This is a genomic window from Enterobacter cloacae complex sp. SYL003 (genome assembly GCF_049236925.1).
Classification (GTDB): domain Bacteria; phylum Pseudomonadota; class Gammaproteobacteria; order Enterobacterales; family Enterobacteriaceae; genus Enterobacter; species Enterobacter intestinihominis.
Genome location: NZ_JBMKJK010000008.1, coordinates 172,876 through 193,023, shown reverse-complemented (window position 1 = coordinate 193,023; position 20,148 = coordinate 172,876). Strand labels below are relative to the sequence as shown.

The 20,148-nt window shown below is 59.2% G+C and carries 15 protein-coding genes; 8 read left to right on the top strand and 7 right to left on the bottom strand.

All coding sequences use genetic code 11. From position 1 onward, the window contains the following. Genes lsrB through lsrA form a run of 4 tightly spaced genes read right to left on the bottom strand, consistent with a single transcriptional unit; the run spans position 1 to position 4,497 of the window. Positions 1-1,002, bottom strand: coding sequence for an autoinducer 2 ABC transporter substrate-binding protein LsrB (gene lsrB / locus ACOT1A_RS12695; protein ID WP_276170034.1), 1,002 nt, complete (start codon positions 1,000-1,002; stop codon positions 1-3). Position 1,003: 1 nt separating this feature from the next. After that, positions 1,004-1,981 carry an autoinducer 2 ABC transporter permease LsrD gene (gene lsrD / locus ACOT1A_RS12690; protein ID WP_058646848.1) on the bottom strand — a complete coding sequence of 326 codons (978 nt, stop codon included), beginning with the start codon at positions 1,979-1,981 and terminating at the stop codon, positions 1,004-1,006. Continuing rightward, positions 1,982-3,013, bottom strand: a complete 1,032-nt coding sequence (gene lsrC, locus ACOT1A_RS12685; RefSeq protein WP_155025579.1) for an autoinducer 2 ABC transporter permease LsrC — start codon at positions 3,011-3,013, stop codon at positions 1,982-1,984. Further along, positions 3,010-4,497 carry an autoinducer 2 ABC transporter ATP-binding protein LsrA gene (gene lsrA, locus ACOT1A_RS12680; protein ID WP_163347196.1) on the bottom strand — a complete coding sequence of 496 codons (1,488 nt, stop codon included), beginning with the start codon at positions 4,495-4,497 and terminating at the stop codon, positions 3,010-3,012. Before lsrA ends, lsrC begins: the two co-directional genes overlap by 4 nt. Before the next feature lie 215 nt (positions 4,498-4,712). Here lsrA and lsrR point away from each other — a divergent pair, with 215 nt between their 5' ends. The 3 genes from lsrR (at position 4,713) to ACOT1A_RS12665 (ending at position 9,523) form a co-directional block, all read left to right on the top strand. Continuing rightward, positions 4,713-5,684 carry a transcriptional regulator LsrR gene (lsrR, locus tag ACOT1A_RS12675; protein ID WP_022649464.1) on the top strand — a complete coding sequence of 324 codons (972 nt, stop codon included), beginning with the start codon at positions 4,713-4,715 and terminating at the stop codon, positions 5,682-5,684. A 33-nt stretch (positions 5,685-5,717) separates the two neighbouring features. Then, positions 5,718-7,304: an autoinducer-2 kinase gene (lsrK, locus tag ACOT1A_RS12670; protein ID WP_063152832.1), complete on the top strand. Its 1,587-nt coding sequence runs from the start codon at positions 5,718-5,720 to the stop codon at positions 7,302-7,304. Between the two features lie 197 nt (positions 7,305-7,501). Then, positions 7,502-9,523 carry an NADPH-dependent 2,4-dienoyl-CoA reductase gene (locus ACOT1A_RS12665; protein WP_276170033.1) on the top strand — a complete coding sequence of 674 codons (2,022 nt, stop codon included), beginning with the start codon at positions 7,502-7,504 and terminating at the stop codon, positions 9,521-9,523. Between the two features lie 132 nt (positions 9,524-9,655). Here the strand turns inward: ACOT1A_RS12665 and rlmG are convergent, their stop codons facing one another. Continuing rightward, on the bottom strand, positions 9,656-10,792 hold the full coding sequence (gene rlmG / locus ACOT1A_RS12660; RefSeq protein WP_063137979.1) for a 23S rRNA (guanine(1835)-N(2))-methyltransferase RlmG: 1,137 nt from the start codon (positions 10,790-10,792) through the stop codon (positions 9,656-9,658). Positions 10,793-10,875: 83 nt separating this feature from the next. Between rlmG and ACOT1A_RS12655 the strand changes: the two genes are divergently transcribed. From ACOT1A_RS12655 to sstT, 4 genes are all read left to right on the top strand, one after another. Further along, complete coding sequence (locus ACOT1A_RS12655; RefSeq protein ID WP_023298690.1) at positions 10,876-11,379, top strand: M48 family metallopeptidase; 504 nt, start codon at positions 10,876-10,878, stop codon at positions 11,377-11,379. A 70-nt stretch (positions 11,380-11,449) separates the two neighbouring features. After that, on the top strand, positions 11,450-12,448 hold the full coding sequence (locus tag ACOT1A_RS12650; protein WP_276170032.1) for a Gfo/Idh/MocA family protein: 999 nt from the start codon (positions 11,450-11,452) through the stop codon (positions 12,446-12,448). Between the two features lie 252 nt (positions 12,449-12,700). Continuing rightward, positions 12,701-13,666, top strand: coding sequence for a TerC family protein (locus ACOT1A_RS12645; RefSeq protein ID WP_022649470.1), 966 nt, complete (start codon positions 12,701-12,703; stop codon positions 13,664-13,666). A 275-nt stretch (positions 13,667-13,941) separates the two neighbouring features. Then, on the top strand, positions 13,942-15,183 hold the full coding sequence (gene sstT / locus ACOT1A_RS12640; protein ID WP_023298692.1) for a serine/threonine transporter SstT: 1,242 nt from the start codon (positions 13,942-13,944) through the stop codon (positions 15,181-15,183). A 139-nt stretch (positions 15,184-15,322) separates the two neighbouring features. Here sstT and ACOT1A_RS12635 read toward each other — a convergent pair whose 3' ends face one another. Together ACOT1A_RS12635 and uxaC are read right to left on the bottom strand one after the other, a co-directional pair. Further along, positions 15,323-16,810: a UxaA family hydrolase gene (locus ACOT1A_RS12635; protein WP_276170031.1), complete on the bottom strand. Its 1,488-nt coding sequence runs from the start codon at positions 16,808-16,810 to the stop codon at positions 15,323-15,325. A gap of 17 nt (positions 16,811-16,827) precedes the next feature. After that, on the bottom strand, positions 16,828-18,240 hold the full coding sequence (gene uxaC / locus ACOT1A_RS12630; protein WP_023307034.1) for a glucuronate isomerase: 1,413 nt from the start codon (positions 18,238-18,240) through the stop codon (positions 16,828-16,830). 475 nt (positions 18,241-18,715) lie between these two features. Between uxaC and ACOT1A_RS12625 the strand changes: the two genes are divergently transcribed. Continuing rightward, a complete protein-coding gene (locus tag ACOT1A_RS12625) occupies positions 18,716-20,014 on the top strand; it encodes an MFS transporter (RefSeq protein ID WP_022649474.1) in 1,299 nt (432 codons plus the stop codon). Positions 20,015-20,148 lie beyond the last annotated feature (134 nt).

Sequence of the window (20,148 nt, the reverse complement as noted above, 5' to 3'; positions counted from 1 at the left end):
TCAGAAACCGTATTTGTTGATGTTCTCTTTGGTGAACACCACCCGCTCCGGCAGCAGCACGATGCCGTTGCCCTTCGCCTCATACTGGTAGCCCTGCACGCTGTTCGGCTCGACCTTCAGCGTCCCGATATCTTTCACCTCCACGCTGTCGCCAGGGTTAAGATCGCCCTTTTTCAGCAAACGATCGGCGACATTGACCGCAATTTTGCCCTGCTGCACCACGTCCCACAGGCCGAAGGCTTTCACCGTGCCGCGCTCAACGTATGGACGCATCACGTTTGGCGTGCTGAAGCCGACAATCGCCACCCCTTCCCGCTTCAGGTTTTCCGCCGCCTGTGCCGCCGCCGGCAGGGCGTTGGCGTCCGGGGCGATGATCGCATCCAGATCCGGATAGGCTTTTAAGATCCCCTCGGCGGTTTGCAGGGATTTAGTGGCGTCGTTATAGCCAAACTGCGTGGTGACGACCTGCCACTGGGGATGGTCTTTCTCGATTTTGGCCTTCGCCTCTTTCACCCACTGGTTCTGGTCGGTGACGGTGGGGCTGGAGTAGAAGAACGCCACTTTCGCGTTCGGTTTGGTGACCTGCTTGCCTGCCATCTCCACCAGCAGGCCGCCCAGCTGTTCCGGCGTGCCCTGGTTGATGTAAATGCTGCGGCACTCCGGTTTGGTGTCGGAATCCCAGGTCAGGACCTTCACGCCGCGCTGCATCGCGCGCTTCAGCGCCGGGCAGAGACCGTCCGGCGACACGGCAGAGACGATGATGGCGTTATAGCCCTGGTTGACGAAGTTATTGATCAACTGCACCTGGCCGGAGACGCTCGGCTCGGTCGGGCCGTCGTAAGTCACGTCCACGCCAAGTTCTTTCCCCGCCTCTTTCGCGCCGTTGCCGCCGCTGGTGAAGAATCCCACACCCACCAGTTTTGGGATAAAGGCAATGCGGTCCGCCGCCTGCGCCGAAGCGAAGCTGAGGGCCATTGCCAGTACGAGCAGTTTTGTTTTCATCTTACGCTCCGGATAGTTTTCTGAAGAGAGAACGCACCCATTCACGGTGCAGACTCAGCGAACGCCCCATCACCACCACAACCAGCAGCGCCCCTGACAGCGCGCTCGACACCTGGTTGGGGATACCAACCATCTGTAAACCCTGTTGCAGGTACCCCACCAGCAGCGCAGCCAGCGCCGTACCGACAACCGAACCTGAGCCGCCGTAGATATTCGCTCCGCCGAGCACGGCGGCGGTGAGCGCAGGCATCAGTAAATCGCGCCCCAGATCCGAACGCGCGGAGCCGAAATAGGAGACCATCACCAGCGCGGCAATCGCCGAGGCCACGCCCACCAGGCCGTACAGCGCATACGGCATACCGTTCACCGACAGCGCCGCATAGCGCGCCGCGCGCGGATTCTGGCCAATTAAAAACAGATGCCGACCAAAGCGCCCGCGATGGGTAATCAGCCAGAAGAAAGCGGTAATCACCGCGAACAGCACCAGCGGGATCGGCAGGCCCAACACCGTCAGGTTAGCGAACGCCGTGAAGCTGTCCGGGAAGCCGCCGATCCCCTCGTAGCCCGTCGCACCCGCTATGCCGGAGAGCAGCAGCGCCCCGCCGCCGTAGAGGTAAAGCGTGCCGAGGGTGATCACTAAAGGGCTGATGCCGGTGTAGTGGATCAGCGCCGCATTCAACAGTCCGCACAGCAGGCCGAGCAGCAGCGTCAGCGGGATGGCGACCGCCATCGGCCACCCTGCCTGCATCATCACCCCCAGCGCGATAGCGCACAGGCCGATGGTTGAGCCGAGGGAGATGTCGATCCCGCCGCTGATAATCACCAGCGTGAGCGGTAGCGCCACGATACCAATGCAGATAAAGTCGCTGGTGCTGAACAGCAGCATATTGATGTCGAGCATGCGCGGGTTGATGGCGCCGAAGAGCAGGATCTCCAGCACCAGTAAAATCAGCAGCGCGCTTTCCCAGTTAAGCCTCATTTACGCCACCTCTTTGTTGCGTTTGGGAAGCGGGGTGACGTGCTTTCCCCCTCTGTTACCCGGCTGGAAACGGCTGTATTTCAGCGCCCGCTGATGCCGTGAGAGCGCCTGACGCAGCCGCCCGTCGAGCACCAGCACGCCCAGCAGCACCAGCCCGGCGATAAAGTCATTCCACCAGGCCGGCAGCCTGAACAGCACCAGCACGGTGTCTATTTGGGTGAGGAAGAACGCGCCGAGGAAGGCGCCGATCAGCGTGCCGGTGCCGCCCAGCAGCGAGATGCCGCCGAGCACGCAGGCGGCGATGGCCTTCATCTCCAGCCCGCTGCCGGTCTGGTTGGGCACAAAGCCAATCTGCGCGGCAAAGACGATCCCGGCGCAGGCCGCGAGTATGCCGTTGAGGGTAAAGGCGATCATGCGGGTGCGGTTCACCGCCACGCCCAGCTGACGCGCGGCGGCGAGGTTATCCCCCACGGCGTAGAAATCACGGCCAAAGGCGGTGCGCGACAATGTCCACGCGCCTGTAACCACGATTATCAACACCACAATGCCGAGCGGAGAAATGCCGACGGCGGCAGGCTCAGAGAGGGATTTCAGCCCCGGCGGCAGCCCTTCAATCCACTTCCCGCCGGTCCAGAGCAGCATCGCTCCGCGGTACAGCCCCAGCGTGCCGAGGGTGGCGACAATCGCTGGAATGCGCAGCCCCACCACCAGAAAACCGTTGAACGCCCCCGCCAGCGCGCCAATCGACAGCGCGAAGAGAATGGAAACGGGCAGACTGTAGCCGCTGTTGAGCGCCACGCCGACGGCAATGGCGGACAGCCCGACGGTGGAGCCGACGGAGACGTCGATATTGCGGGTCAGCATCACCAGCGCCGCGCCGATGGCCAGCAAAATCAGGATCTGCGAACTGGCGAAGATCATCCCCAGGGTCTGTAAGCTCAGGTAGGACGGGTTCAGCGCCACCAGCACGGCGAACAGGGCCAGAATGGCGAGAAACGCGCTCAGCTCGCGGTTTTTCAGTAAGATCTTCATGATTGCCCTCCAAACGCCAGCGCCATCATCCGGTCGAGACTGACGGCGTGGCGCGGCAGCTCGCCGCTGATCACGCCCTGATGCATTACCAGCACCCGATCCGCGAGGCCGGGAAACTCATCGAGATCGCTTGAGATCATCAGCACTGCCACGTTCTGCGCCGCCACGCTTTTCAGCAGCTGGTAGATATCGGCGCGCGCCGATACGTCCACGCCGCGCGTCGGTTCATCGACGATCAGCAGCAGCGGATTGGCCTCAAGACAGCGCGCCAGCAGCACCTTCTGCTGATTACCACCGGAGAGCGTGCGCACGGTTTGATCCGCATGGTTGAGCTTGATCCCCAGCGCCCGGTGGTAACGCTCCACTACCGCAGACTCCCGCTTTCGCTGCTGCCAGAGCGACGGCTCGTTCAGCGCCACCGTGTTCCAGCGGACAGGCGCGTCGAGAAACAGGCCGGACACCTGCCTGTCTTCCGGCAGATAAACCAGCCCTTTTTTCAGACGGGAACTGACCGGATCGGCGGTGATCTCCTGGTTCTCCAGCCACACCCGCCCGCCGCGTACCGGACGCAGGCCGTAAAGCGTTTCGGCAAACTCGGTACGCCCGGACCCCACCAGCCCGGCCAGACCGACAATCTCCCCGGCATAAATCTCAAGGCTGAGATCGATAAACCCTTCCCCGGTGAGATCCTCCACCCGCAGCACCGGGAAATCCTGCGCCTGGGTTCGGCGGTTGCCCGGCAGCGCCAGCCACAGCTTTTGCGTATCGCTTAGCGACTTTTCCCGGCTGACCGGCGTCATGGCGGCGATCAGGGCGTTATCGTCAAACTGCGCGGTTTCGCCGCTCAGCACCACCGCGCCGTCGCGCATCACCGAGACGTGGCTCGAAAGCATGCGAATTTCCGGCAGCTTGTGCGAGATAAAAACAATGCCAACGCCGAGATCCTGCAGCGCGCGGATCTGGCGAAACAGGCGTTCGGTTTCGCCCGGCGTGAGCGATGCCGTGGGTTCGTCGAGGATCAGAATTCTGGCATTGCGCATCAGCCCGCGCAGGATCTCCACCATCTGCTGATCCGCGACTTCCAGAGTGCTGGCAGCGGCATCGAGATTAAGCTGACATTGCAACTGCTGGAGTTTCTCCGCCAGCCGCTTTTCCCGATCTCGTTCGCGCGGCAGACGAAACAGGATGTTTTCCCGCACCGTCAGGTTGGGGAAAAGCAGCGGCTCCTGTGGCACCAGATAAATGCCTAACCGGTGCGCCTGCGACGGGGTAAGCCGTGCAAAAGACTCGCCCGCAACCGAAAGCTCACCGCGATCCGGCGTTTCAACCCCGGCGATGATTTTCATCAACGTCGATTTTCCCGCGCCGTTACCGCCCATCAGCGCATGCACCTGCCCAGCAAGCAGCGTGAAATCAATGCCTTTTAACACAGGCACGCCAGAGAACTGTTTGCAGATGTCACGTGCCTCGAGAAGTGGTGTCATCATCGCTCCGCTATTGAACAAATGATTTTTAGATTTAATAATGTTCAAAAGCGTAGACGGTGAACTATATTTACAACCGTGCAGGGATCACAGTTTTATCGATTGAGATTCGGATAAACCGGAAAGGATCGAAAAGATCCGTTTTGTCGCGTGGCTCACATTTTCACGCCGCACCATCACGAACATATGATCTAAATTTTTATAAGAGTTCAACTATGAGCGATAAACGCACTGCGGAAGAAGGACGGTTTGCCGGGCTGGCACTGGCGGAAGAGGAGCTGGTGGCGCGCGTGGCCTGGTGCTACTACCACGACGGGCTGACCCAGAACGACATCGGCGAGCGGCTCGGGCTGCCGCGCCTGAAGATCTCCCGCCTGCTGGAGAAAGGCCGTCAGTCCGGGGTGATCCGCGTGCAGATAAACTCCCGCTACGAGGGCTGCCTGGCGCTGGAAACCGAGTTGCAACAACGATTTGGCCTGAAACTGGTGCGCGTGATGCCCGCCCTGAATACACCGCCGATGAACGTGCGGTTAGGCATTGGCGCGGCCCAGTCGCTGATGGGCGTGCTGGAGCCCGGCCAGCTGTTAGCGGTGGGCTTCGGTGAAACCACCATGAGCAGCCTGCAACACCTGAGCGGCTTTATTAGCTCACAGCAGATCCGCCTGGTGACGCTCTCCGGCGGCGTGGGGCCGTATATGACCGGTATCGGCCAGCTGGATGCGGCCTGTAGCGTCAGCATGATCCCTGCCCCGCTTCGCGTGTCATCCGCTGAAGTCGCCGGGATCTTAAAGCGCGAAACCAGCGTGCGGGACGTGATCCTCGCCGCCACCGCCGCTGACGTGGCGGTGGTCGGCATTGGCTCGGTGAACCAGCGCCGTGACGCGACGATACTGCGCTCCGGCTATATCAGCGAAGGTGAACAGTTGATGTACGCCCGCAAGGGCGCGGTCGGCGATATCCTTGGCTATTTCCTCAATGCCGAAGGGGAATGCGTCGAGGAGCTGGAGATCCACAAAGAACTACTGGGCGTCACGCTCGATGAACTGGCACAGCTGCCCACCATCGTAGGCGTGGCCGGGGGGGAAGAGAAAGCCGATGCGATTTATGCCGCACTGAAGGGCCGCCGTATTAATGGCCTGGTGACGGAAGAGACGACAGCCCGCGCGGTGCTGGCTCTGGCCATTTAAGAGCCCTCCCTGCGCTAACAATGAGGCATGCTCATGAGTTACCTTTTAGCGTTAGATGCAGGGACAGGCAGCGTTCGCGCAGTTGTTTTCGATTTGCAGGGCAACCAGATTGCCGTTGGCCAGGCCGAGTGGAAACACCTTAGCGTCGAGAACGTGCCGGGCTCGATGGAGTTCGACCTCGACACCAACTGGCAGCTGGCCTGCCGGTGTATTCATCAGGCGCTGGAGCGCGCGCGCCTGAGCGCGGCGGATATTCAGTCCGTCGCCTGCTGTTCGATGCGCGAAGGGATTGTGCTGTACGACCGCAACGGCGAGGCTATCTGGGCCTGCGCCAACGTCGACGCCCGCGCCAGCCGCGAGGTGGCCGAACTCAAAGAGATCCACGATTACCGGTTTGAATCCGAAGTGTATGACGTTTCCGGCCAGACGCTTGCCCTCAGCGCCATGCCGCGCCTGCTGTGGCTGGCGCACCATCGTCCGGATATTTATCGTAAAGCCGCCACCATCACCATGATCAGCGACTGGCTGGCGGCGAAGCTCTCCGGCGAGCTGGCGGTGGACCCGTCCAATGCGGGCACGACGGGCATGCTGGATCTCTTCTCCCGCGACTGGCGTCCGGCGCTGCTCGACATGGCCGGGCTGCGCGCCGATATCCTCTCCCCGGTAAAAGAGACCGGCACCGTGCTGGGGGCCATCACCAAAGCAGCCGCACAACAGAGCGGCCTGCGCGAGGGCACCCCGGTGGTGATGGGCGGCGGCGACGTGCAGCTGGGCTGTCTGGGGCTGGGCGTGGTGCGCGCCGGACAAACGGCGGTGCTGGGCGGCACCTTCTGGCAACAGGTGGTGAACCTGCCGCAGGTGCGCACCGACCCTGAGATGAACATCCGCGTAAACCCGCACGTTATCCCCGGCATGGCGCAGGCAGAGTCGATCAGCTTCTTTACCGGGCTGACCATGCGCTGGTTCCGCGACGCCTTCTGCGCCGAAGAGAAGCTGATTGCCGAACGCATGGGAATGGACCCCTACTCCCTGCTCGAAGAGATGGCGAGCCGCGTCCCGCCGGGCTCCCACGGGGTGATGCCGATCTTCTCCGACGCGATGCATTTCAAACAGTGGTACCACGCCGCGCCGTCGTTTATTAACCTCTCCATTGACCCGGAAAAGTGCAACAAAGCGACGCTGTTCCGCGCGCTGGAAGAGAACGCGGCGATCGTCTCGGCCTGCAACCTGGCGCAGATTTCGCGCTTCTCCGGCGTGACGTTTGAGAGCCTGGTGTTTGCCGGCGGCGGCGCAAAGGGCGCCCTGTGGAGCCAGATTTTAAGCGACGTCACCGGCCTGCCGGTGCGCGTGCCAGAAGTCAAAGAGGCAACGGCGCTCGGCTGCGCCATTGCCGCAGGAGCTGGCGCGGGGCTGTTCGCGGATATGGCCTCGACGGGCGAGCGGCTGGTGAAGTGGAGCCGCGAGTTCACGCCAAACCCGGCGCACCGGGAGCTGTACGACGGCATGATGCAGAAATGGCAGGCGGTATACGCGGACCAGCTCGGGCTGGTGGACAGCGGGCTGACAACGTCGATGTGGCAGGCGCCGGGCCTGATGCGCGACACACGCCCCTCACCCTAACCCTCTCCCCAGAGGGGAGAGGGGACTGCTCCGTGCGGCCTTTCACCCTCTCCCCTCTGGGGAGAGGGCCGGGGTGAGGGGTGAAGTTCTTTGAGATCTATCACAATCATTCGATCCCGCTTTTACCTTTCTGCCGCCGCTGGCTAAATTAGTAACTCATCCGACCACATAACAATAATTTTACACTGGAAGAGACTATGAGCCGCTACCCGTCGTTATTCGCCCCTCTCGATCTGGGGTTCACTACCCTCAAAAACCGCGTGTTAATGGGCTCAATGCACACCGGGCTGGAGGAGCGTCCGGACGGGGCTGAACGTCTGGCAGCCTTCTATGCCGAGCGCGCGCGCCACGGGGTGGCGCTGATTGTCACCGGCGGCGTAGCCCCTGCCCCTTCCGGGGTGACGATGGAGGGCGGCGCGGTGTTGAATGATGCGTCACAACTGCCGCACCACCGCATTGTGTCCGATGCGGTTCACAACGAGGGCGGCAAAATCGCCCTGCAAATTCTGCATACCGGGCGCTACAGCTATCAGCCGAACCTGGTTGCCCCCTCGGCTATTCAGGCACCGATTAACCGCTTTACTCCCCATGCCCTCAGCCATGACGAGATCCTGGCGCTGATAGATGACTTTGCTCGCTGCGCCGCGCTGGCGCGGGAAGCGGGTTACGACGGCGTGGAGGTGATGGGCTCAGAAGGCTACCTGATCAACGAATTCCTTGCCGCACGCACCAACCAGCGCGACGACGAATGGGGTGGTGACTATGCCCGCCGCATGCGTTTTGCCGTGGAGGTGGTGCGTGCGGTGCGTGAACGTGCGGGTGCGGATTTTATTATCATCTTCCGCCTGTCGATGCTCGACCTGGTGGAAGGCGGCGGCACCTTCGACGAAACCGTGCAGCTGGCGCAGGCGATTGAAGCCGCTGGTGCCACCATTATCAACACCGGGATTGGCTGGCACGAAGCGCGCATCCCCACCATCGCCACGCCGGTGCCGCGTGCGGCGTTCAGCTGGGTTACGCGCAAGCTGAAAGGCAAAGTCTCCGTTCCGCTGGTGACCACTAACCGCATTAACGATCCGCAGGTGGCGGACGATGTGATCTCCCGCGGCGACGCCGATATGGTGTCGATGGCGCGTCCGTTCCTTGCGGATGCCGAACTGCTCTCCAAAGCGCAAAGCGGCCGTGCGGATGAGATCAACACCTGTATCGGCTGTAACCAGGCGTGTCTGGATCAGATCTTCGTCGGCAAGGTCACCTCCTGCCTGGTGAATCCCCGCGCCTGCCATGAAACCAAAATGCCGATCGTTCCTGCGACCAACAAGAAGCGTCTGGCCGTGGTGGGCGCAGGACCCGCTGGCCTGGCGTTTGCGGTCAATGCCGCCTCGCGTGGGCACAGCGTGACGCTGTTTGATGCGCTGGCGGAAATCGGCGGGCAGTTTACTATCGCCAGACAGATCCCCGGCAAAGAGGAGTTCTATGAAACGCTGCGCTATTACCGCCGGATGATCGAGGTGACGGGCGTCGATCTGCGGCTCAATCAGGTTGTCAGCGCGGCGGATCTGATCGGTTTCGACGAAGTGATCCTCGCGAGTGGGATCGCCCCGCGCACGCCTGCGATCGAGGGTATCGATCATCCGAAGGTATTGAGCTATCTGGATGTATTAAGGGACAAAGCGCCGGTTGGCGAGAAGGTGGCAATCATCGGCTGCGGCGGGATCGGTTTTGATACCGCGATGTATTTAAGCCAGCCGGGCGAAGCCACCAGCCAGAACATCGCTGAGTTCTGCGTGGAATGGGGCATTGATACCAGTCTCAGTCAGTCCGGCGGTTTACGCCCGGAAGGTCCGCAGCTGCCGAAAAGCCCGCGTCAGATCGTGATGCTCCAGCGTAAAGCCAGCAAGCCGGGTGAAGGGCTGGGGAAAACCACAGGCTGGATCCACCGCGCCACCCTGCTCTCACGCGGGGTAAAGATGATCCCGGGGGTGAGCTACCAGAAGATCGACGACGACGGGCTACACGTTCTGATCGGCGGTGAGCCGCAGCTGCTGGACGTGGATCATGTGATTTTGTGCGCCGGGCAGGAGCCGAAGCGCGATCTGGCCGATCCGCTGCGCGAAGCGGGTAAAACGGTGCATTTGATCGGCGGGTGCGACGTGGCGATGGAACTGGATGCGCGGCGGGCGATTGCGCAGGGGACAAAACTGGCGCTGAGTATTTAACGGCATCGCCCGGTGGCGCTTCGCTTACCGGGCCTACGGGTCCGAGGCCATTGTAGGCCCGGTAAGCGAAGCGCCACCGGGCATTTGAAACCGTAGGCCTGTGCAAGCGAAGCGCCGCCAGGCAAAGCGATCTTACCGACGACGCCCCAGCTTCACCGACTTCAGCACCACAAACTTGTTGTTTGTCGCAATGGTGACGCAGTTACCGAAAATCTTCTTCAGCTTGTGGAAGTAGTCCAGATGGCGGTTCGCCACGATGTACAGCTCGCCGTTGATTTTCAGGCAGCGGCGCGCGTGGTGGAACATCTCCCACGCGACGTTATCCGTCAGGGCGTGCTTCTGGTGGAACGGAGGATTGCAAAACACCGCGTTGAAGCGGAAAGGCTCTACGCCGGACAGCGCGTTATTGATCATAAACTCGCAGCGATCCAGCGCCTCCGGCAGATTGGTTTCCACGTTCAGACGGCTTGAAGCCACCGCCATTGGCGATTCGTCGCTGAACACCACGCTGGCCTCCGGGTTCTTCGCCAGCAGCGTCAGGCCAATCACGCCGTTACCGCAGCCGAGATCGACAATCTCCCCTTCCAGGTTTTCCGGCAGATGTTCCATAAAGAAGCGTGCGCCGATATCCAGACCGGTACGGGAGAAGACGTTCGCGTGGTTGTGGATGGTCCAGTCGGTCCCTTCCAGCTTCCAGCTCAGGGTCTCTGGCGCGTCGGCCAGTTCCGGTGCGCTGAAGGTACAGTTGATCAGGCGCGCTTTTTTCCAGGCCAGCGTCGTAGTGGTCGGGCCGAGCACTTTCTCGAACAGTTCCAGCGTCGAGGTGTGAATATCACGCGCCTTGGCGCCCGCGATGATGCGCGTTTCTGGCGTCACGACTTTACGCAGCGCGCGCAGTTGCTGCTCCAGCAGCGCCATGGTTTTGGGCACTTTAATCAGCACCACCCCTGGCGCCTGCGGGTAGCCCGCGGTGCTGTCGAGGAACTTCACGCTGGATTCGTCGATATCGTTGTGGCGCAGGTTTTCACGCGTCGCCAGCTCGCTTAAGTAAGAATCGCCGATACTGTAAGGCGCATGTTCCGCCAGCGCACAGCCCAGCGCGCCAAACGCGTCATTCAGGATCAGAACCGGGCCGCGGATTTCAGTCTCATCCAACTGCTGCAGCAGATATTCATCCGCCGCTTCCCACGCCTGAAGCGGGTTCACGTCGTCCGTTTCCGGGAAACGTTTAAGGTTGAGTGAACGGAAACCGTTGTCTAAGTGGCTCATCGGCCCTCCTGAATGGTAAAATTTGGCGTATCCCTGAAAAGGGTGCGTGAGTATACCCGTTTTCACACTATTTTGGGGTTTTGATGAACCAGCTGACTTATCTCCAGGGCTACCCGGAGCAATTACTATCCCAGGTTCGCGACCTGATCGCCGCGGGAAAGCTCGGCGCGGTGCTGGAAAAACGCTACCCGGGCACGCATGATTTCGCGACTGACAAAGCCCTCTGGCAGTATACGCAGGATCTGAAAAGCCAGTATCTGAAGAGCGCCCCGCCGATCAACAAGGTGATGTACGACAACAAGATCCACGTGCTGAAAAACGCGCTCGGCCTGCATACCGCCATCTCCCGCGTGCAGGGCGGCAAGCTGAAGGCTAAGGCGGAGATCCGCGTCGCGACCGTCTTTCGCAATGCGCCGGAAGCCTTTCTGCGGATGATCGTGGTGCACGAGCTGGCGCACCTGAAAGAGAAAGATCACGACAAAGCGTTCTATTCCCTGTGCTGCCATATGGAGCCGCAGTACCACCAGCTGGAGTTTGATACCCGTTTGTGGCTGACGCATTTATCGTTAAAGAGTAATGCGCAGTAGCGCACGCGAAATGTCATGAGGACGTGCTACAGTGGCTTTAGGTTCCCTGCTACGGAGTACGTAAACGTCTATGATACGTTTCGCAGTCATCGGTACGAACTGGATCACGCGCCAGTTCGTCGACGCCGCCCACGAAACCGGCAAATATAAGCTCACCGCAGTCTATTCCCGCAGCCTTGAGCAGGCGCAAAGTTTTGCGAATGACTACCTGGTTGAACATCTGTTCACCTCATTCGATGAGATGGCGCAAAGCGACGCCATTGACGCGGTCTATATCGCCAGCCCGAATGCTCTGCACTTCCCGCAAACGAAGCTGTTCCTCAGCCATAAAAAGCATGTGATCTGCGAGAAGCCGCTGGCGTCGAATATCCACGAAGTGGAAGCCGCCATTGCGCTTGCCCGCGAAAACCAGGTGGTGCTGTTTGAAGCGTTCAAAACCGCCAGCCTGCCCAACTTCCTGCTGTTGCAGCAGTCCCTGCCGAAAATTGGCAAAGTGCGTAAAGCCTTTATCAACTACTGCCAGTATTCCTCGCGCTACCAGCGCTATCTGGACGGCGAAAACCCGAACACCTTTAACCCGGCCTTCTCGAATGGCTCGATTATGGATATCGGTTTTTACTGCCTGGCCTCTGCGGTTGCGCTGTGGGGGGAACCACACGGCGTGACGGCCACCGCCAGCCTGCTGGAGAGCGGCGTGGATGCACACGGCGTTGTGGTGCTGGACTACGGTGATTTCAGCGTGACGTTGCAGCACTCGAAGGTCAGCGACTCCGTGCTGCCAAGCGAAATTCAGGGCGAAGACGGCTCGCTGGTGATCGAAAAAATCTCCGAATGCCAGAAGCTCAGCATCGTCCCGCGCGGCGGAAAAGCGCAGGAGCTGACGCAGCCTCAGCATATTAACACTATGCTTTATGAGGCAGAGGTCTTCGCCCGTCTGGTAGAAGACAACGAAGTGAACCACCCGGGACTGGCGATCAGCCGCACCACGGCGAAGCTGCAAACGGAGATCCGCCGACAGACCGGCGTAATCTTCCCCGCAGACGGCGTGAATGTGGAAGCCGTCGCGTAAAGCTGTGTAATGAAATCGTGCAGACCATTGACGAAATCGATGGTCTGACATAATTTGTTACCTGCAAAGGGGAGTAACTTCTTCGCCGGTGGATCGTCATTACGATGCGTGCAAAACCGCATCCGGTCGCCGGGCAACCTTCGTGGTTGTAAGTGAGACCTTGCCGGAAGGCGAGGTCTATGCATAAAAAGCTAACGGCTATCGTCTTCTGACCATAGCCGTTTTTGTTTTTTTATGTGTAAGGAAAATAGTATGCATTCTGTCGGCACTCCAATGCTGTGGGGCGGATTCGCGGTTGTCGTGCTCATCATGCTGGCGATCGACCTCTTTTTGCAGGGTCGTCGCGGCGAACACGGCATGAGCGTTAAGCAGGCCGCCGTCTGGTCGCTGGTATGGGTTACCCTCTCACTTCTTTTCTGCGCCGCCTTCTGGTGGTATCTGGCCTCAACCGAAGGTCGCGCGGTGGCCGATCCTCAGGCACTCGCCTTCCTCACCGGCTATCTGATTGAAAAAGCGCTGGCGGTTGATAACGTCTTCGTCTGGCTGATGCTGTTCAGTTACTTCGCCGTGCCTGCGGCCCTGCAACGCCGCGTGCTGGTATACGGCGTGCTAGGCGCCATCATCCTGCGTACCATCATGATCTTCGCCGGTAGCTGGCTGATTACCCAGTTCGAATGGCTGCTGTACGTGTTTGGTGCGTTCCTGCTGTTCACCGGGGTCAAAATGGCGCTGGCGAAAGAAGACGATACCGGTATCGGTGATAAGCCGCTGGTGAAGTGGATCCGGGGTCATCTGCGCATGACGGACAAGATCGAGAGCGAGCATTTCTTCGTGCGTAAGAACGGCCTGCTGTTCGCCACCCCGCTGCTGCTGGTGCTGATTCTGGTCGAGCTGAGCGACGTGATTTTCGCGGTGGACAGTATCCCGGCTATCTTCGCGGTCACTACCGACCCGTTCATCGTCCTGACCTCGAACCTGTTCGCGATCCTCGGCCTGCGTGCGATGTACTTCCTGCTGGCGGGCGCGGCAGAGCGCTTCTCAATGCTGAAGTACGGTCTGTCGGTGATTCTGGTCTTTATCGGTATCAAGATGCTGATTGTTGATTTCTACCATATCCCGATCGCCATTTCGCTCGGCGTGGTGTTTGGCATTCTGCTGGTGACGCTGATTATCAATACCTGGGTTAACCGCCAGCACGATAAGAAGCAGCAGGCTTAGTGCAACGTTCGGTGCGGGCTGATGCCCTCACCCCACCCCTCTCCCACGGGGAGAGGGGGAAATGCAATGCAGGCCGGGTAAGCGCAGCGCCACCCGGCACTTTCGTTAACCAATAGTTAAAAAACATGACGCAACACGTAAAATCCAGCATTTTACGCTTCCGCCTTTCGCTGCTTTCCCTGATACTCAACCAGGCAAACAAATACTTACATCCGGATACAAATGTGACTTAGAGCACATCCAGGATGGAACGCAATTTCACTCAGGAATAACGTATGAGCACACAATCTAAGGGCCTGCTTGCGCGCCTGGCGCAGGGCAGTCTTGTAAAACAAATTCTGGTCGGGTTGGTACTGGGTATTCTGCTGGCGATGGTGTCAAAACCTGCGGCGGAAGCGACGGGACTGCTCGGCACCCTTTTCGTTGGCGCACTGAAGGCCGTCGCCCCGGTACTGGTGCTGATGCTGGTGATGGCGTCGATTGCCAACCATCAGCACGGACAAAAAACCAACATTCGCCCTATTCTGTTCCTGTATCTGCTGGGAACCTTCTCTGCTGCCTTAACGGCCGTTGTGTTTAGCTTCCTGTTCCCGTCCACGCTGCACCTGACCAGCGCGGCCGGTGATATCACCCCGCCGTCCGGGATTGTGGAAGTCCTTCGCGGCCTGCTGATGAGCATGGTCTCTAACCCCATCACCGCACTGATGAACGGAAACTACATTGGCATCCTGGTCTGGGCGATTGGTCTGGGCTTCGCGCTGCGTCATGGCAACGAGACCACGAAAAACCTGGTTAACGATTTGTCCAATGCAGTGACCTTCATGGTGAAGCTGGTGATTCGCTTTGCACCAGTCGGTATCTTTGGTCTGGTTTCTTCGACGCTGGCCACCACCGGTTTCGACGCACTGTGGGGCTACGCGCAGCTGCTGGTCGTCCTGGTCGGCTGTATGCTGCTGGTGGCGCTGGTGATCAACCCGCTGCTGGTGTTCTGGCAGATCCGCCGCAACCCGTATCCGCTGGTGCTGACCTGCCTGCGCGAGAGCGGCGTGTATGCCTTCTTCACCCGCAGCTCAGCGGCGAACATACCGGTGAACATGGCGCTGGCGGAGAAGCTGAACCTGGACCGCGATACCTATTCGGTGTCGATTCCCCTGGGTGCAACCGTGAACATGGCCGGTGCGGCGATTACCATCACCGTGCTGACGCTGGCGGCGGTGCATACGCTGGGTATTCCGGTAGATCTGCCAACCGCGCTGCTGCTGAGCGTCGTTGCATCACTGTGTGCCTGTGGCGCATCCGGCGTGGCGGGCGGCTCTCTGCTGCTGATCCCGCTGGCCTGTAACATGTTCGGTATTCCGAACGAGATTGCCATGCAGGTTGTCGCGGTCGGTTTCATTATCGGCGTATTGCAGGATTCCTGCGAAACCGCGCTGAACTCCTCTACCGACGTGCTGTTTACCGCCGCAGCCTGTCAGGCGGAAGATGCGCGTTTAGCGAAGAACGCCCTGCGCAGTTAAAAAGAAAAGCCCGGTGGCGGCTACGCCTTACCGGGCCTACAAGGTAAATGCAAAACGGCAACATGTGTTGCCGTTTTTAGTGTTTGCACCCTCTCCCTGTGGGAGAGGGCCGGGGTGAGGGCACCAGCCCGCACCCGACTTATAGCGTCACACCACTCTTAAAGATCGCCAGCTCGCGGAAGTCGTTCTTCTCGTTGCAGGTCTGCCTGCCGCTGGCAAATTCCACAATCGTGTCCACGAATTCGCTCAGCAGCTGCGGCATCGCTTTGCCGTGGATCAGCTGGCCCGCGTCAAAGTCGATCCAGTGCTTTTTCTTCGCCGCCAGTTCGCTGTTAGTGGCGATTTTCACCGTCGGCACAAACCCGCCGTACGGCGTACCGCGCCCGGTACTGAACAGCACCATGTGACAGCCCGCGCCTGCCAGCGCGCTGGTGGCGACCGCATCGTTGCCCGGTGCGCTGAGCAGGTTCAGGCCGTGCGTTTTCAGCCGCTCACCGTAGCGCAGCACGTCCACCACCTGGCTGGCGCCCGCTTTTTGAGTGCAGCCCAGGGATTTCTCTTCAAGCGTGGTGATCCCGCCCGCTTTGTTACCCGGCGAGGGGTTCTCGTATATCGGCTGGTTATGGGCGATGAAGTACTGTTTGAAGTCGTTGACCATGGTGACGGTCTTCTCAAAGGTCTCTTCGTCGCGGCAGTGGCTCATCAGAATGCGCTCTGCGCCGAACATCTCCGGCACTTCGGTCAGCACCGTAGTGCCGCCGTTGGCAATCACGTAATCCGAGAAGCGACCCAGCATTGGGTTAGCGGTAATGCCGGAAAGGCCATCAGATCCGCCGCACTCCAGGCCAAACTTCAGTTCGCTCAGCTTGCCCGGCTCGCGCTTGTCGTGACGCATCACCTCGTACAGCTGATGCAGCTGTTCAACGCCCGCTTCCACTTCGTCGTCCTGGTGCTGACACACCATAAAGTGCACGCGCTCAGAGTCAAATTCGCCCAGCGTGTCGCGGAAGGCGTCGACCTGATTGTTCTCGCAGCCGAGGCCGATCACCAGCACCGCGCCCGCGTTCGGGTGGCGCACCATATTTTGCAGCATGGTGCGGGTATTGATGTGGTCGTCGCCCAGCTGGGAACAACCGTAGGTGTGGCTGAACAGATGCACGCCGTCGGTGCCTTCAGCATCATTAGTCTCTTTCAGGAAACGCGTCTGAATTTGACGCGCGATCCCGTTCACGCAGCCGACAGTCGGGAGGATCCACAGCTCATTGCGGATCCCCACCTCGCCGCTGGCGCGGCGGTAGATCTGTACCTCACGATCGGCCGCCTGTCCTTCTTCTGGCTGGAAGTCAGGTTGATAGCTGTACTCGTCCAGATCGCTGAGATTGGTGCGGGTATTGTGGGAATGAATGTATTCACCCGGCGCAATATCCGCCAGCGCATGACCGATGGGCAAACCGTACTTCACCACGTTCTCCCCTTTCGCGATGGGGATCAGGGCAAACTTATGTCCACGTCCAATGGCCTGGCGTAACGTCACCGACTGGTTGTCGAAGGTCACTTCCATCCCTTCGGCTAAATCTGCCAGCGCGACGGCAACGTTATCCAGCGAATGGATTTTGATGTATTGCATATCAACCTCAAACGGCCTTAGTTCAGTTCAATGGCGAAGTAGTCACGCGCATTGTTAAAACAGATGTTTCTCACCATTTCGCCCAGCAGCTGGATATCCGCTGGCGCTTCGCCCGCGTGCACCCAGCGGCCAATCATCTGGCACAGAATGCGGCGGAAATATTCATGGCGGGTATAGGAGAGGAAACTGCGGCTGTCGGTCAGCATGCCAACGAAGCGGCTCAACAGGCCGAGCTGCGCCAGCTGCGTCATCTGACGCTCCATGCCGTCTTTTTGATCGTTAAACCACCAGCCGGAACCGAACTGCATCTTGCCCGGCATCCCTTCGCCCTGGAAGTTGCCGATCATGGTGCCCAGTACTTCGTTATCGCGCGGGTTCAGGCAGTAGAGAATGGTTTTTGGCAGCAGGTTTTGCTCGTTCTGTTTGCTCAGCAGTTTTGACAGCTCTTCCGCCAGAGGGCGGTCGTTGATGGAGTCGAAGCCCACGTCCGCGCCCAGCAGTTTGAACTGACGCTGGTTGTTATTACGCAGCGCGCCGATATGGTACTGCTGAACCCAGCCGCGACGGGCATATTCCGCACCGAGGAACACCAGCACCGCGGTTTTGAACTGGGCGACTTCATGCTCGCTCAGGGCTTCGCCGGAGAGACGACGCGCCAGGATGCTGTCCAGCTCGGCTTCGCTGGAATCCGCGAACAGCACCACGTCCAGCGCGTGGTCAGACACTTTACAGCCGTGTGCGGCAAAGTGATCCAGACGTTTGGTCAGCGCGGATTGCAGATCGGCGAAACGACGGATATCGGTATCCGATACTTCCGCCAGCTTCGTCATGTAGTCATTAAAGGTCGGCAGCTCAATGTTGAAGGCTTTATCCGGACGCCAGCTTGGCAGCACTTTGATGTCAAAGGTGCTGTCCTTCGCGACAACCGCGTGGTGCTCCAGGGAGTCGATCGGATCGTCGGTTGTGCCCACCATCTTCACGTTCATCTGCTGCATGATGCCGCGCGCCGAGAAGCTATCCTGCGCCAGCAGTTCGTTGCACTGATCCCAGATTTCATCCGCCGTGGCGGGAGAGAGCAGCTTGCCGGTGATGCCAAAAGGACGACGCAGTTCGAGGTGCGTCCAGTGGTATAACGGGTTACCGATGGTGTGGGGAACGGTAGCGGCCCAGGCGTCAAACTTCTCGCGATCGGTCGCGTCGCCGGTACACAGGCGCTCGGCCACGCCGTTGGTGCGCATCGCGCGCCACTTATAGTGGTCACCCTTCAGCCAGATATCATACAGGTTTTTGAAACGGTAATTTTCGGCAACCTGTTGCGGCGGTAAATGGCAGTGGTAGTCGAAAATCGGCTGATCTTTTGCGTAGTCGTGGTACAGGCGGCGAGCAAATTCGGTATCTAACAGGAAATCTTCGGTCATAAACGGTGTCATTATCGTCTTCCTCATTACGGGAGCGTCAGAAAGCTTATGTTCAGATGCTGCAAAGTTATCACACCAATTTCCAGAGTCCGACGTTTTTTTCGTGAGTTAGATCAATAAACGTCGACAAATAAATTACCCTCAAAGGGGTAAACCTTCTTGCAGGCCGCGCCAGATCTGGCTTTGCGCACGCCTCATAATATCCCTACAAAGATTCACTCTTTTGTGATGTCACTCACCTTTTAAAGTTGTATGACAAGTTATCTTTTCGCCGTCGCAAACTATAAGCCGACGGAATGCATTACCGGTGTTTGTTACATCGGATTTAACGGTACGGAAGCCGACTTAGCACAATGACTTATGGCAAGGTTCGGGCCGTTCCGGGACAGGTTCCCGGTTACGCCCCTCCCGTTACAGAACAGCTCCCGGCAACGGTTGAGTTGTTGCCGTGTCCCGACACGGAAATAACATAACGATGAGGTTTTACATGCGTAAAATTAAAGGGTTACGTTGGTACATGATCGCACTGGTGACGCTCGGCACCGTGCTGGGCTACCTGACACGTAACACCGTGGCAGCAGCGGCGCCAACGTTGATGGAAGAGTTACATATCTCCACACAACAATACTCTTACATCATTGCGGCGTATTCTGCCGCTTACACCGTAATGCAGCCTGTTGCAGGTTATGTTCTTGATATTCTGGGTACAAAAATTGGTTATGCCTTCTTCGCTGTAGCATGGGCCGTCTTCTGCGGGGCGACGGCGCTGGCTGGCAGCTGGGGCGGGCTGGCGCTGGCACGTGGTGCGGTAGGTGCTGCCGAAGCGGCGATGATCCCTGCGGGTCTGAAAGCCAGCTCTGAATGGTTCCCGGCAAAAGAACGTTCAATCGCTGTCGGTTACTTCAACGTGGGTTCCTCCATCGGGGCGATGATCGCTCCGCCACTGGTGGTGTGGGCGATTGTGATGCACAGCTGGCAAATGGCGTTCATCATCTCCGGTGTGCTGAGTTTTGCCTGGGCCATGGCGTGGCTGATCTTCTATAAACACCCGCGCGATCAGAAAAAGCTGTCTACCGAAGAACGTGACTACATTATCAATGGTCAGGAATCTCATCATCAGACCGACAACGGCAAGAAAATGTCCGTCTGGCAGATCCTGGGTACCCGTCAGTTCTGGGGTATCGCCCTGCCACGCTTCCTGGCGGAACCGGCCTGGGGTACGTTCAACGCCTGGATCCCGCTGTTCATGTTCAAAGTCTACGGCTTTAACCTGAAAGAGATCGCGATGTTCGCCTGGATGCCAATGCTGTTTGCAGACCTGGGCTGTATCGTCGGCGGCTACCTGCCACCGCTGTTCCAGCGCTGGTTTGGCGTGAACCTGATTGTGTCCCGTAAGATGGTGGTCACCATGGGCGCCCTGCTGATGATTGGCCCTGGCATGATTGGCCTGTTCACCAGTCCTTACGTGGCTATCGCCCTGCTGTGTATCGGGGGCTTTGCTCACCAGTCTCTGTCTGGCGCGCTGATTACGCTCTCGTCCGACGTGTTTGGTCGTAACGAAGTTGCCACCGCCAACGGTCTGACCGGGATGGCCGCCTGGACCGCAAGTACCCTGTTTGCGCTGGTGGTCGGCGCGCTGGCAGACACCATCGGTTTCAGCCCGCTGTTCGCGGTACTGGCCATCTTCGACCTGCTGGGTGCAGTGGTTATCTGGACGGTGCTGAAGAGTAAATCCGCCGAGGAACTGGCGAAAGAGTCCCTTGGGGGACCGGCGACGCAGAGTTAGCTTGTTGTGCCGGGTGGCGGCTCCGCCTTACCCGGCCTACAACACCCGATAAAACCGTAGGCCGGGTAAGCGTAGCGCCACCCGGCAAAAACGTCGCAAAAGCCGCCTCCGGGCGGCTTTTTTAATGGCGAAAT